Here is a 12,868-nt window from a genome sequence, read left to right as displayed (position 1 = left end):
GGGGACCCGCTTATGAGCTGGCGGTTTAAAGCTGTCTTCTTTGCCTACTTTCTTTGCAGCAGCAAAGAAAGTAGGTGCCGCCCCGCACAGGGGCAACGCTAATAGACCGACAACAAAGCAAGGAAAGGCCAACAACTCCAGAACAACGAAAAAAGCCAAGCCTATTCAGGCAAACGTATCAACCAACCCAACCTGCCGCCGCACGGCAACACCAGAAACGGCCTCGCCGGAGTCCACCGAACCATCACCGCCGAGCGAGCCGCCACCACGGCCGGCACCCCCACCTGACCCACCCGCGCCAGCGCTCTTCTGCTGCTGCCCACTCTGCCGGGCAAACCCATCACTCACACTCGCACTCCCAAGCCCAATCCCATTGGACTCCATAGCCTCACGAAGCTTCGGCAACGCCGCTTCAACCGCTTCCCGCACCGACTGATGCTGCGAAACAAACAGCGCATGCGCGTGGCTATCCGCAACTTGCAGCACCACCTGCAACGGCCCGAGATCCTTCGGGTTGAGCGTCAGCTCGGCACTCTGCGAATGCGCATTCGACAAAAACACCACCTTCTGGCTCAACGCGTCTTCCCAGTCGCTCGTGCCGACCTGCGGCGTCAGCGCGTTCGCGGCGGCGGCCGCGCTCGCGTTGCCAGTGCTCTGCGCCGCCGACGTCGTGCTCGCGGCGTTGGCTGCAGCTTGCGTCGCGGCCAGCGCGGCGTTCGCCGCATCGGACGCGCTGCGCGCCGACGCGAGGTTGTCCGCCTGGCCGCCGGTCGCGGCCGCGGCGCTCAACGCATCGGCGGCCGACTTCGCTGCCGATGGGTCGGCCAGCGCGGTTGCGGCGGCCGTCGCCGTCGTCACCGTCGTGTGGCTCGTCGAGGCGCTCTTGCCGTCGCCGGACAGGCCGTTCGCGAGTGTCTTGTCACCCGTTGTGCCGTTCAGACCGCTCTTCGCGTTGCCCAGACCGCCCGCCGCGCTCGACACGCTCGCCGCCTTCGCGGCGGCGCCGCTTGCGAGCGCCTGCGCGGGCACCGCGCCCTGGCCGCTCGATAGCGCGGACAGCGCACTCTGCAACGCATCCTGCAGCGACGTCGGATCGACCGCGCCTTTCCTGCTTGCGACGGTGCCGGTGAGCGCGCTCGCGGCCGTGCCGGCCAGCGCGCTGACCGCATCGGCGACGGAGCTTGCGGCATCGGTCGTGGTGCTCGCGCTCGCGTCGGCGTTGTTGTTCGCGGCGCCCTGTGCCTGCGCTTGCGCCTGAGCCTGGGCGGCAGCCGCCGCGGCGGCGAGCGCGCCAGCGTCGGTCTGCGCCCTGGTGTCCTTCTGCCTCACTTGCGTCGTGCCCGACTGGCTGTTCGATGCCTGCTGCGTTTGTGTCGTCGAAGTTGTCGACGTCGTGGACGACGCGCCGTTGCTCGCCGTACCGCTGCCGCTCTGACTGCTGCTCGCGCTGTGCTGCGCGGGAGCCGGAGCGGGCGAGGGCGGCGGCGCACTGGGCGCGCTCGACGCCGACGATTGCGACGGCGTCGCTGAACTGGTCTGCTGTTGATTCGCGCTGTTCTGCTGGTCGATGCTTTGCCGCAAGGTCTGCGCGAACGGGCTCGAGTTGACCGCGGCGCTTGCGGCCGCGCTGCTCGACGCATTGCCGCTCGTGTCGAGCAGCGAGCTCAGTTGTGAGCCGATCTGTGAAAGGAGCGACATAAGGAATCCTGTGAATCCGTCAAACGGGTGTGCCGTCAGGCTTTAGCCGCGAGGCAACGCCTCACGCGCCCTCGGCACGCATGCGCAGAATCCGCGCCGCATGTTCGTCGGCGTCGCGCTGCTCGCGCCGCGCGGCAACCTTCGCCTCGGCCGCCTCGCCGCGTGCCTGCAGCACTTCGTACGAGCCGAGCTTCTGCTTGTGGCGCTGCCAGTCGGGCTTCGCCGCCTCGACGCGCGCGTTCGCCGCCGCGAAGAGGTTGCGCTGCTGCTCGATCGCGGTGTCGAGCGTGTCGATGAACGCCTGGAAGTTGCGCATGTTGCCGGCCGGCATGCCCGACTGCGCGCTCTCGGTGAAACGCGCGTAGTACTCATTGCGGTACTGCACGAGCGAATCGAGTTGCGCCTGCACGTCGTGGCGCTCGCGCTGCGCGCGGCCGAGCCGCTGCGCGGCGGCGTCCACGTCGTCCTGCGCGAGACCGATCAGCGTCTTGATCGGAAAATGTTTCGACATCGTCAGCCTCCTCGGCCCTAGGCAAACAGCGCGTTCAGCATGTCGATGCTCGGCTGGAAGTTCGCGCACTCGCGAAATCCTTGCTGCAGGAACGCTTCCATCCGCGGATACAGCGCGATCGCGCGATCGAGCACCGCGTCGCGCCCGCTCGAATACGCGCCGACGTTGATCAGATCGCGGTTGCGCTGATAGCGCGACAGCATCTGCTTGAACATACGCGTTTTATTCAGGTGATTTTCGTCGATCAGCGCGGTCATTGCCCGGCTAATCGACGCTTCGATATCGATCGCCGGGTAGTGGCCGGCTTCGGCGAGCGAGCGCGACAGCACGATGTGGCCGTCGAGAATCGCGCGCGCCGAGTCGGCGATCGGGTCCTGCTGATCGTCGCCTTCGGTGAGCACCGTGTAGAACGCGGTGATCGAGCCGCCGCCCGCCGGCCCGTTGCCGGTGCGCTCGACGAGCGCCGGCAGCTTCGCGAACACCGACGGCGGATAGCCCTTGGTCGCGGGCGGCTCACCCACGGCCAGCGCGATTTCGCGCTGCGCCATCGCGTAGCGGGTCAGCGAGTCCATCAGAAGCAGCACGTGCTTGCCCTGGTCGCGGAAGTATTCGGCGAGCGACGTCGAATACGCGGCGGCCTGCATCCGCAGCAGCGGCGACACGTCGGCCGGCGCGGCGATCACGACCGAGCGCGCCAGACCTTCCTCGCCGAGAATCTGTTCGATGAACTCCTTCACTTCGCGGCCGCGTTCGCCGATCAGGCCGATCACGATCACCTCGGCGCTGGTGTAGCGCGCCATCGTGCCGAGCAACACCGATTTACCGACGCCCGAACCCGCGAACAGCCCCATGCGTTGACCACGGCCGACGGTCAGCAGCGAGTTGATCGCGCGCACGCCGACATCGAGCACCTTGTGAATCGGCTCGCGATTGAGCGGATTGATGACCGGCGCGGACAGCGGCGCGTCCGTTTGCGTGCCGAGCGGGCCGAGTCCGTCGAGCGGACGGCCCGATGCGTCGAGCACGCGGCCGAGCAGTTCCCAGCCGACCGGCAGACGCTTCGCGCCGGCGAGCGGGTCGGCGATCGGCGCGCTTTCGAGCGGAAAGACGCGCGCGCCGGGCAACAGGCCGATCACTTCGGTGGTCGGCATCAGGAACAGCTTGTCGCCGGAGAAGCCAACCACTTCGGCTTCGGCCATCGGCAGCGAACTGCCGGGCGGCAGTTCGATCTTCACTTCGGCGCCGACCGACAGACGCAGCCCGACCGCTTCGAGCACGAGACCGGCCGCGCGTGTCAGACGCCCGCACGCGCGCAGCGGCTTTGCGATCGCGTTGCGCGCGCGCAGCGCGTCGAGCCGGCCGCGCCACGCCTGCATGTGTGGATTGAGGTCGAGCGCGGGATCGTAGGACGGCTCGCCCGGAGCGTGAGCGGCGTGAGCGGCGCGCGCGGCGTGGTCCGGCGCGGCGGACTCGCGGCTTGCCGCCGCGCCTGTCGAGGGATGCGCAGCCGCCGAAGCTTGCGGTGTGGAATCCGCGGACTCGGCGGGACTGGCCGACTCGGCATCAGCCAGTGCTTCGGCGCCGAACGACGCTAACGCGAGCTCGCGTTCGAGCGGCGTCAGATCGCTCGCGCGGATCTCTTCGAGCGTCGGCTTCACCACGTGCTCACCTGGCCGAGCGCGGCGGCGACGCGCTGCCAGCGCGTGTCGATGCCCGCGTCGACCTCACCGGTGCCGGCCTGCGCGCGGCATCCGCCACGTTCGACCGACGCATCGGTGCGCACGGTCCAGCCACGCGTTTGCAATTCTTCGAGCAGATACGCCTCGACGACCGGCAGGTCGGCGGGACTGACGATCAGCGCTGGCGCGCCGGCGAGCGCGGGCTCGGCCGCGAGCACCTCGCGCGCGGCCGCGATCAGCGCGGTCGGGTCGTGCTGCACGTGCTGGCGCACGACCTGCTGCGCGATGTCGAGCGCGAGTGCGACCAGGGTTTCGGAGATCGCGTGCTGCGCGCCATCGAGCGCGGTCTTGAAAGTTTCGGCGAGCGCGGCGAGCCGCATCGCTTCCTCGCGCGCCTCGGTTTGACCCTGCGCGAAACCCTGCGCGCGCCCCTGGTCGTAGCCGGCCTGATAGCCCAGCGCCTGGCCGGCCACATGACCGGACGCGACGCCCTGCGCGTGCGCGGCTTCGCGGCGCCGCTCGAGATCGGCCTCGAACGCGCGCTCGTCGAATTCGGGTTCGGCCGGCGGCGGCGCCGGCGGGGCCGGGTCGAACGACGCCATCTCCCAGCGCTGGTAGGCCGAGAGGCTTTCCTTTGCCGTGGCGTTCGGATCAGACATAGGCATCTTCCGCCTTGCCGCCTAGCGCGATCTGCCCGCTCTCGGCCAGGTTGCGCACGATCTGCAGGATGCGGCGCTGCTGCGTCTCGACTTCGGACACACGCACCGGGCCGCGGGCGTCGAGGTCTTCCGCGAGCAACTCGGCCGCGCGCTGCGACATGTTCGACAGGAACTTCTGACGCAGCGCGGGCGGCGCGCCCTTCAGCGAGATGATCAGCGCCTCGGATTCCACTTCCTTCAGCAGCAACTGGATCGCGCGGTCTTCGAGGTCGAGCAGGTTCTCGAACACGAACATCTGGTCGACGATCTTCTGCGCGAGTTCGGCGTCGTACTGGCGCACGTTTTCGAGCACGCCTTCCTCGTGGTTGCTCGACATGAAGTTGAGAATCTCGGCCGCCGTGCGGATGCCGCCCATCGGGCTGCGCTTCAGATTGTCGCTGCCGGAGAGCAAGCCGGTCAGCACGTCGTCGAGCTCGCGCAGCGCGGCCGGCTGGATGCCGTCCAGCGTCGCGATCCGCAGCAGCACGTCGTTGCGCAGGCGGTCCGTGAAGCACGCGACGATCTCCGAAGCCTGATCGCGGTCCAGATGCACGAGGATCGTCGCGATGATCTGCGGATGCTCGTTCTTGATGAGTTCCGCGACCGCCGCCGAGTCCATCCACTTCAGGCCTTCGATGCCGCTCGTGTCGCTGCCCTGCAGGATCCGGTCGATGATCACGCCGGCCTTGTCGTCGCCGAGCGCCTTGGTCAGCACCGAGCGGATGTAGTCGTTCGAATCGAGCGACATGCCGGTGTGCTGCTCGGCCTCGCGCACGAATTCCTGCAGCACTTCGTCGACCTGTTCGCGCGTCACGTTCTTCAGCGCGGCCATCGCGACGCCGATTTTCTGGACCTCACGGGGGCCCAGGAACTTGAATACCTGCGCCGCCTCTTCCTCGCCGATCGACATCAGCAGCAGCGCGCTCTTCACTACGCCTTCAGCGCTCATCGGACACCCAGTTCTTGACGACGGTTGCTACGATCTTCGGATCCTGACGCGCGATGCTGCGCGCGAACTCCAGGTTCCGCTCGTATTTGTGCTTCGCGTTTTCGAGCGCGAGCTTCTCGCTGTCCGCTTCGATTTCGACGATCGCGCCATCGCGCTCCTCGGCCGGGATGCCATCGAGCAGCACCGGTTCGTCGGGCGCCATCAGCGCGGCAACCGGCTCGGGCGGCGGCGGGAAGGCGCGGCGCAACGCCGGCTTCACCATCACGAAGTACAGGAACAGGGCGACCGCGCCGATGCCGAGGTACGTCGCGATCTGCTTGTAGAGCGCGAGCATGTCCGGCGTGCGCCACCACGGCAGGTCGGCGTTCGGGTCGAGCTCGGTGGTGAATGCGCTGTTGACCACGTTGACCGAGTCGCCGCGCGCCGCGTCGAAGCCCATCGCGTCCTTCACGAGCTGCGTGATCTGCGCGAGCTTGTCGGCGCTGACCGGCTGCATCGTCACATGGCCCTTCGGGTCGACGACCCGCAGATAATTGACGACCACCGCGACCGACAGCCGGCGGATGCCGCCCATCGGCTGGTCCACGTGGCGCACGGTCTTGTCGAGCTCATAGTTGGTGGTCGAATCCTTGCGGTCGCTGACCGGCGTCGTGGTGACCGAGCTCGCGCCATTGCCGGCGACGATCGGCGCGGAGGCCGGCTGCGGCGGCTGGTTCGACAGCGCGCCCGGCACGCCCGATGCGCCGCCCTGCGACATTTCCGTCGCGCTGCTGCTCTGCTGGCTGCGGATCGCGGCCTGCTGCGGATTGCCGTTCGGACCGTAGTTCTCCGAGGTCTGCTCGCTGTGCGAGAAGTCGACGTCGGCGCTGACCTGCGAGCGCGCGTTGCCGGCGCCGAACAGCGGCGCGAGAATCGCGTCGATGCGCTGCTGCGTGTTGCGCTCGATCTGCTGGCGGAACTTCAGCTGGGTCGCATCGAGGCCGCTGCCGTTGGTCTGCTGCGTGAGCAGGTTGCCGTCCTGGTCGAGGATCGTCACGCCGCGCACCGGCATTTGCGGCACCGCCGACGCCACCATGTGCGTGATCGCAACGACCTGGCCTTCGTCGAGCACGCGGCCCGGGTACAGGTTCACGAGCACCGCCGCCGATGGCGCTTCCTTGTCGCGCACGAACACGCTCGGCTTCGGAATCGCGAGGTGCACGCGCGCGGATTTGACGCTCGAGATCGCTTCGATCGTGCGTTCGAGTTCGCCTTCGAGCGCGCGCTGATAGTTGATCTGCTCGTCGAACTGGCTGATGCCGAATTTCTGGTTGTCCATCAACTCGAAGCCGACCGAGCCGCTCTTCGGCAACCCCTGCGACGCGAGGCGCAGGCGCATTTCGTGGACCTGCTCGGCCGGCACGAGGATCGCGCTGCCGCTTTCGGACAGCTTGTACGGAATATTGGCCTGCTGCAAAGCGGCGATGATCGAGCCGCCGTCACGGTCGGACAGATTGCTGTAGAGCACCTTGTAGTCGGGCGCGCGCGACCACAGAAACAGGCCGGCGATGACCGCGATCAGCAATGCGACCGCGAACACGAGCGGCGCGCGCGGGTTGCCGCGCATCTGCGCGAGTCCTGACAGACGCTGGCCAAAATTGCCGCCGATACCTCCGAGGCCGCCGAGGCCGCCGAGGTCGGCCGCACCGCCGGCCGGGCCGCTAGCGGCCTGACCGGCCGCGGACTGCGCGCCGGCGAGCCCCATGCGGGCGTCGGGGTTGATCAAAGAGTTGGCTGACGAATCCATGCGTCGGGTTTCTCCGGGGGATGCCTTGGCGTTCTGCCGTGTTGCCGCGCCGTGACTCGGCGGACGGACAGAGACTTTCACGATTGAAATTATCCGCAGCGCCGCTCAAGCCGATTGCTTGAATAGAGCCGGGTTTCCCCCCTAGTTTCGGGACTTTCCGCGAGGGGCCGCTGCTATGCTTTCGTCCAGATCGGTACACCTTCCGGCGGTCCGATCATCCATCCAACGGAGAAAACATGACCATGCCAGTGAACGCGCTATCGTCGGCGCTGCAACAGATGCAGGCGATGGCGGCGCAGGCGGCCGGCGACGCGGCCCCGGCGGCGGAGCAGTCCGGCGCGGCAACGCCCACCAGCTTCGCGACGGCGCTGAAGGCCTCGCTCGACAAGATCAGCAGCGACCAGCAGACGGCGATCGGCGAGTCGAAGGCGTTCGAACTCGGTGCGTCGAACGTGTCGCTGAACGACGTGATGGTCGACATGCAGAAGGCCAACATCGGCTTCCAGTTCGGCCTGCAGGTGCGCAACAAGCTGGTCTCCGCGTACAACGACATCGCGCAGATGTCGATCTGAGCGGGCTTGCGCGGGTCTGCACGAGCCCCGTCCGACGATCCGGCAAGCCGCTGCCGACGCATGCGCCGGCGGCTTCGTGCCGCGTTTGCTGTCCGCGCCCAGCGGCGCCTTCGATCTCCCTTACACCGGCCTAAAGCTTTGTCGTCGCGCATCCGATAACCAAAGTACATGTCAGCGAGCGGCGCGGCGACGCGCCGCCGCGCGGCCACGCCACGACTTAACCGCAGTCAGTATCAGAGGAGGAGCGCCGATGTTTTCCCCGGGACACGCTGGAGCCAACGCGTATGCGCGCGTCGGCATCGAGACATCCGTGATGGGCGCGAGTCCGCATCGGTTGACTGTGTTGTTGTACCAGGGCGCACGGCAGGCGATCGCGCAAAGCCGCATGCATTTGCAGCAGGGCAACGTGGCCGAGCGTGGCATGGCGATCAGCAAGGCGATGCGGATCATCGAAAGCGGGCTGCAACAGTCGCTCAACCTCGAAGTGGGCGGCCAGGTCGCCGCACGGCTGAATGCGTTGTACAGCTATATGACGCGTCGGCTGCTGGAAGCCAATATCAATCAGAGCGAGGCGATGCTCGTGGAAGTGGACGGTCTGCTCGCGACGCTCGAAGAAGCATGGATCGGGATAGCCCCGGAGGTCGCGCGGATGGCAGCCCAGCCAGCCGCGGAAAGCCTGAGATGACATCGAACGCAGAATATTTTGCCCGCTATGAAGCGGTTGCCGCGCTGTCCTGTCGCATGCTGGTGGCCGCCCGCCGTGCGCTGTGGAACGACCTGGTCCACTTGCAGGAGGAGTACCGGCATCTGGTCGAAGCGCTGCGCGAAGCCGACGTGGGCGTCAAGCTCGACGAGGACGAGCGCCTGCGCAAGTACGCGCTGATCCGCCAGATCCTCGCCGACGACGCCGCGATCCGCGACCTCGCGAACCCGCGCATGGCGCATCTGTCGGCGCTGTTCGCCGGCCGCCCGACGCGCGTGCTGAAGGAGCTGTACGGGGCGCGCTGAGCGTGGGCGGGTGCGCGCGTGAGCGGGCGGCGCGCCGCCCGCGTCTGCAGGATCGAAGCAATCAGAGCATCGCGCGCATGGCCGCCGATGCGACCAAGGAACCGGCATGAACGGAATCGATTCGGCCCTCGCTTCGGTGCTGTCGAGCCGGATCGACAGTCTGCTCAGCATCGCGCCTGGAACCGCGACCACCTCGCAGACTGGCGCGGCCGGCGTCGACACGTTACCGACCACGGCGCCCGTGAACACGACGGCCGCGCCGCAGCCGTCGGTGCAAACCGCGCTGTCGGCAGTCGCGCTGACGTTGAATGCGATCGCGCATTCGGGCGGCGAGGCGACACCCGCCGTGCTCGGTCGCGCGCCGATCTGGGCGGCCGCGCCGGCGCTCGACGTCGCCATCCAGGGCTTGCCGCTGACCGATGCGGCGGGCGGCGCTGCTGTCGCCAGTTCCGCCGCTACTTCCAATATCCATCCCGATCCTGCTACCAACGCAAGCGCAGCGGCCACCGCGAGCGTAGCGGCGACCGAAGTGCCCGTCGCGGCGCTCGCGGCCGCGCTGGAACAAACGGTCGCCGACAGCGGCCTTTTCTACGAGGCGCATCTCGCGGCGTGGCTGATCGGCCAGCGCTCGCCGGCCGAGCTGTCGAACGAGGCGCAGAACCAGCTTGTCGCGCAGTCGCAATTGCCCCCCGACTGGCGCGCCGACGATGGCGACGAGAACGCGTGGTCCGCTTCGGCGAACGGAGCAGCGCAGGCCACGCCACGCGGCGCGCCGAGCGGCCCGCCGGCCGGCACGCCGAACGCCGCTGACAACAACCCCGCCGCGCACGCGATGCCATCGATCCTGAACGCGCAGGCCGCGCGTCTGGTCGCCGGCGAACTGCTGGCCAGCTCGGTCTCCGACCTGAACGGGCAGTCCACGCATTCGGGGTTGCACAGCGCGGCGCCGCACGCGGCGGATGCCGGTTCATCGCAAACCGCGCAGGCGATGGCGGCCGCGGTGCATCCGGCGACCGTACCGCTGGTGCGTCAGCAGCTCGATCTGCTCGCGACCGGGCAGTTTCGCTGGACTGGCGAGGCGTGGCCCGGCGCGCGTTTCGACTGGACGATCGAGCAGGACGGCGACGAATGGGACCGCAGCGGCGGCGGCCTCGCGAGCGAGGACGACCAGCCGTGGCGCACGCGCCTGACGCTGTCGCTGCCGACGCTCGGCACCGTCGACGCCGAATTGACGCTGACCGGCATGCGGCTTACAGCGCGCGTGCAGGCGAGCCCGCGGGGCGCCGCGCGGCTGGCGAAGCAGGGTGACGGTTTTCGTCAGCGTCTCGCGGCGGCGGGGATCGAGCTACAAGGATTGACGATTCGCGAGATCGGCGGCGGCGCACCGGGTATGACTACGGGCACATCGGCGGCGGGCGCGCAGGCGGCATCCGCGTATGCGCGTTCGTCGGCCGCGGCTGTGACGGCGTCGACGGGGTCGAGCAGCGCGTCGCGCGACGACTTCGATTGGGAGATCTGATGAGCCGCACCCATCGCCGCGGCGCGGCTGCGCTGATGTACGACGCTCAAGGCGGCGAGCCGGCCCCGCGGGTAGTCGCGAAGGGATATGGGCTGCTCGCCGAGATGATCGTGCAGCGTGCCAGGGAAGCGGGGTTGTATGTGCACGAGGCGCCCGAGATGGTGTCGCTGCTGATGCAGGTCGATCTCGATGCGCGGATTCCACCGCAGTTGTATCAGGCTGTCGCTGAGTTGCTGGCTTGGTTGCATCGGCTCGAGAGCGGCGCTGACGCCGAGCCGGAGCATGGCGCTGGCGCGGGGGATGTGGTTGATGTTGTTGCCACTGACGTGCAGGAAGGGGATTAGCGCGGTGCTTTTTTCGTTGTTCTGGACTTGTTGGCCTTTCCTTGATTTGTTATCGGTCTATTAGCGTTGCCCCTGTGCGGGGCGGCACCTACTTTCTTTGCTGCTGCAAAGAAAGTAGGCAAAGAAGACAGCTCAAACCGCCAGCTCATAAGCGGGTCCCTCGGTCTGCGTGAGGTAGTGGTGCATCTGGAGTCGGTGCCCCCGCACGTTCCACCTCGGTGACAAAGCCGTCATCCGCTCCCACTCCGCACTGCGTGCGTCGCGGACGGGTCTGCCAGGAGAACCGACCGATGGTTTTGGAACGGGGTTTCGGCGCGCGCAGCGCCGCCGGAAGAATGACTGCGTTGTCACTACCGCAGAATGTGCGGGAGCACGGATTCCAGATGCACCACTACCCCCTCCAAGCCAGGGGACCCGCTTATGAGCTGGCGGTTTGAGCTGTCTTCTTTGCCTACTTTCTTTGCAGCAGCAAAGAAAGTAGGTGCCGCCCCGCACAGGGGCAACGCTAATAGACCGATAACAAATCAAGGAAAGGCCAACAAGTCCAGAACAACGAAAAAAGCACGCCCAAAGAGCAAAAATCAAACCCTCATCATCAATCTCAACACCGCATTCACACGCCAACCATACGGCGGCGAAATCAACCCCCTCGCATTCAAGCGCGATTGCATGAGCACCGGCTTCATCTTGGAAAAAGTAACGAACCCCTCATACCCGTGGTACGCCCCCATCCCACTCGCCCCAACTCCGCCGAACGGCAAACTCTCACACGCAAGATGCATCAGCGTCTCGTTAACCGCCATGCCGCCGGCAATAGTTTCATGCGTGACACGCTCGACCGTCCGCGCATCGTCGGCATACAGATAGAGCGCCAGCGGCCGCGGCCGCGCATTGATCCACGCGATCGCATCGTCGAGCGTGTCGTACGGCACGAGCGGCAGTAGCGGCCCAAAAATCTCCTCCTGCATCAGCGCGCAGTGGTCCGGCGCGCCGGTCACAGCGACAAGCGGAAAGCGCCGGCTCGCGGCATCGGGCGTCGCGTCGGTCAGCGCATGCACCTGTGCACCGGCGCCGCGCGCTTCGTCGGCGAGACGTTCAAGCCGCTCGAAGTGCCGCGCCGAAATGATCGACGTGTAGTCCAGGTTCTGCGCGAAGTCCGGATACATCTTCATCATCCGCGCGCGCGCCCGTTCGATGAACGCCTGCTCCTTGCCGCGCGGCACCAGCACGTAGTCCGGCGCGACGCAGGTCTGCCCCGCGTTCAGCGTCTTGCCGGCGACCACGTTGTCGACCGCATTGTCGAAACGCGCATGCGCGCCGATCAGCGCCGGCGACTTGCCGCCGAGTTCGAGCGTGACCGGCGTCAGATGCTCGGCCGCCGCGCGCATCACTTCGTGACCGACCCTGGTCGAGCCGGTAAACAGCAGATGATCGAACGGCTGCGCGCTGAACGCGGCGGCCAGCGCCGCATCGCCGTTGACGACCGCGACGTGATTGCGTGCGAACGTCTGGCCGACCAGCTGCTCGAAGAGCGCCGAGGTGCGCGGCGTCAGCTCGGACATCTTGATGATCGCGCGGTTGCCGGCCGTCAGCGCGCTGATCAACGGCCCAACCGCGAGCAGCACGGGATAATTCCACGGCACGATGATGCCGACCACGCCGAGCGGCTGCGGCACGACCTTCGCGCGCGCCGGCAGCAGCCACTTGTTGGTGCTGCGGCGCTGCGCTTTCATCCAGCGCTTGCCGTGACGCAGCGCGGCGTCGATCTCTTCCTTCACGAGCAGGAATTCGGCGAGCAGCACCTCTTCCTTCGCGCGATTGCCGAAGTCCGCGTGCATCGCGTCGGCAAGCGCGTCGCGATTGTCGAGCATCAGCTTGCGCAGCGTGCGCAGATGCGTCGCGCGCGTGTCCCACGTCGGATACGGCGCGCGCAGATACGCGTGACGTTGATCGCGTAGCAGCGCTTCGAGCGCCGCGACCTCCGGCAGATCGTTCTTCATGTAGTCCACTCCCTGATGGATGACGATGCGCGTCGAGCGCGCTTATTGGTTCGAGCTTGCGTCGGAATTGCGAGCGATGCGTTCGGGGTTTGCGGGGTCGCCGC

General features: G+C 67.2%; 12 protein-coding genes. 5 read left to right on the top strand and 7 right to left on the bottom strand.

Annotation, left to right across the window (positions count from 1 at the left end):
* Positions 1-165: 165 nt before the first annotated feature.
* The 6 genes from OKW43_RS12625 to fliF all read right to left on the bottom strand — a co-directional run bounded on the left by OKW43_RS12625 (position 166) and on the right by fliF (position 7,321).
* Positions 166-1,698, bottom strand: coding sequence for a flagellar hook-length control protein FliK (locus OKW43_RS12625; protein ID WP_429447646.1), 1,533 nt, complete (start codon positions 1,696-1,698; stop codon positions 166-168).
* 61 nt (positions 1,699-1,759) lie between these two features.
* A complete protein-coding gene (gene fliJ / locus OKW43_RS12620) occupies positions 1,760-2,209 on the bottom strand; it encodes a flagellar export protein FliJ (RefSeq protein WP_187632571.1) in 450 nt (149 codons plus the stop codon).
* A gap of 17 nt (positions 2,210-2,226) precedes the next feature.
* Positions 2,227-3,870 (bottom strand): flagellar protein export ATPase FliI, encoded by a 1,644-nt coding sequence (fliI, locus tag OKW43_RS12615; protein WP_429447644.1) that lies wholly within the window; start codon positions 3,868-3,870, stop codon positions 2,227-2,229.
* Positions 3,864-4,553 (bottom strand): flagellar assembly protein FliH, encoded by a 690-nt coding sequence (fliH, locus tag OKW43_RS12610; RefSeq protein ID WP_187632573.1) that lies wholly within the window; start codon positions 4,551-4,553, stop codon positions 3,864-3,866. The genes fliI and fliH overlap by 7 nt, the downstream gene beginning before the upstream one ends.
* Positions 4,540-5,535, bottom strand: a complete 996-nt coding sequence (fliG, locus tag OKW43_RS12605) for a flagellar motor switch protein FliG (protein WP_187632574.1) — start codon at positions 5,533-5,535, stop codon at positions 4,540-4,542. Before fliG ends, fliH begins: the two co-directional genes overlap by 14 nt.
* Complete coding sequence (gene fliF, locus OKW43_RS12600; protein ID WP_187632575.1) at positions 5,525-7,321, bottom strand: flagellar basal-body MS-ring/collar protein FliF; 1,797 nt, start codon at positions 7,319-7,321, stop codon at positions 5,525-5,527. Before fliF ends, fliG begins: the two co-directional genes overlap by 11 nt.
* Before the next feature lie 236 nt (positions 7,322-7,557).
* Here fliF and fliE point away from each other — a divergent pair, with 236 nt between their 5' ends.
* From fliE to OKW43_RS12575, 5 genes are all read left to right on the top strand, one after another.
* On the top strand, positions 7,558-7,893 hold the full coding sequence (fliE, locus tag OKW43_RS12595) for a flagellar hook-basal body complex protein FliE (RefSeq protein ID WP_187632576.1): 336 nt from the start codon (positions 7,558-7,560) through the stop codon (positions 7,891-7,893).
* A gap of 250 nt (positions 7,894-8,143) precedes the next feature.
* Positions 8,144-8,578, top strand: coding sequence for a flagellar export chaperone FliS (gene fliS, locus OKW43_RS12590; protein ID WP_129959878.1), 435 nt, complete (start codon positions 8,144-8,146; stop codon positions 8,576-8,578).
* Entirely contained in the window at positions 8,575-8,901 is a 327-nt protein-coding gene (locus OKW43_RS12585) for a flagellar protein FliT (protein ID WP_187632577.1), read from the top strand. The genes fliS and OKW43_RS12585 overlap by 4 nt, the downstream gene beginning before the upstream one ends.
* A gap of 106 nt (positions 8,902-9,007) precedes the next feature.
* Entirely contained in the window at positions 9,008-10,420 is a 1,413-nt protein-coding gene (locus OKW43_RS12580) for a flagellar hook-length control protein FliK (protein ID WP_429447640.1), read from the top strand.
* Entirely contained in the window at positions 10,420-10,764 is a 345-nt protein-coding gene (locus tag OKW43_RS12575; RefSeq protein ID WP_187632579.1) for an EscU/YscU/HrcU family type III secretion system export apparatus switch protein, read from the top strand. The genes OKW43_RS12580 and OKW43_RS12575 overlap by 1 nt, the downstream gene beginning before the upstream one ends.
* A gap of 581 nt (positions 10,765-11,345) precedes the next feature.
* On the opposite strand, the gene OKW43_RS12570 is transcribed toward OKW43_RS12575, so the two are convergent.
* A complete protein-coding gene (locus OKW43_RS12570) occupies positions 11,346-12,764 on the bottom strand; it encodes a coniferyl aldehyde dehydrogenase (RefSeq protein ID WP_429447638.1) in 1,419 nt (472 codons plus the stop codon).
* Positions 12,765-12,868: the final 104 nt, after the last annotated feature.

Origin of the sequence: Paraburkholderia sp. WC7.3g, from assembly GCF_050436345.1 — a bacterium.
Taxonomy (GTDB): Bacteria; Pseudomonadota; Gammaproteobacteria; order Burkholderiales; family Burkholderiaceae; genus Paraburkholderia; species Paraburkholderia podalyriae.
This window is presented reverse-complemented; position numbering and strand designations above follow the sequence as displayed.

Excerpts from the sequence above, each read along its gene's own strand:
- OKW43_RS12625 (WP_429447646.1), bottom strand. The coding sequence starts at position 1,698 with ATGTCGCTCCTTTCACAGATCGGCTCACAACTGAGCTCGCTGCTCGAC.
- fliJ (WP_187632571.1), bottom strand. The coding sequence starts at position 2,209 with ATGTCGAAACATTTTCCGATCAAGACGCTGATCGGTCTCGCGCAGGAC.
- fliH (WP_187632573.1), bottom strand. The coding sequence starts at position 4,553 with ATGCCTATGTCTGATCCGAACGCCACGGCAAAGGAAAGCCTCTCGGCC.
- fliG (WP_187632574.1), bottom strand. The coding sequence starts at position 5,535 with ATGAGCGCTGAAGGCGTAGTGAAGAGCGCGCTGCTGCTGATGTCGATC.
- fliF (WP_187632575.1), bottom strand. The coding sequence starts at position 7,321 with ATGGATTCGTCAGCCAACTCTTTGATCAACCCCGACGCCCGCATGGGG.
- fliE (WP_187632576.1), top strand. The coding sequence starts at position 7,558 with ATGACCATGCCAGTGAACGCGCTATCGTCGGCGCTGCAACAGATGCAG.
- fliS (WP_129959878.1), top strand. The coding sequence starts at position 8,144 with ATGTTTTCCCCGGGACACGCTGGAGCCAACGCGTATGCGCGCGTCGGC.
- OKW43_RS12585 (WP_187632577.1), top strand. The coding sequence starts at position 8,575 with ATGACATCGAACGCAGAATATTTTGCCCGCTATGAAGCGGTTGCCGCG.
- OKW43_RS12580 (WP_429447640.1), top strand. The coding sequence starts at position 9,008 with ATGAACGGAATCGATTCGGCCCTCGCTTCGGTGCTGTCGAGCCGGATC.
- OKW43_RS12575 (WP_187632579.1), top strand. The coding sequence starts at position 10,420 with ATGAGCCGCACCCATCGCCGCGGCGCGGCTGCGCTGATGTACGACGCT.
- OKW43_RS12570 (WP_429447638.1), bottom strand. The coding sequence starts at position 12,764 with ATGAAGAACGATCTGCCGGAGGTCGCGGCGCTCGAAGCGCTGCTACGC.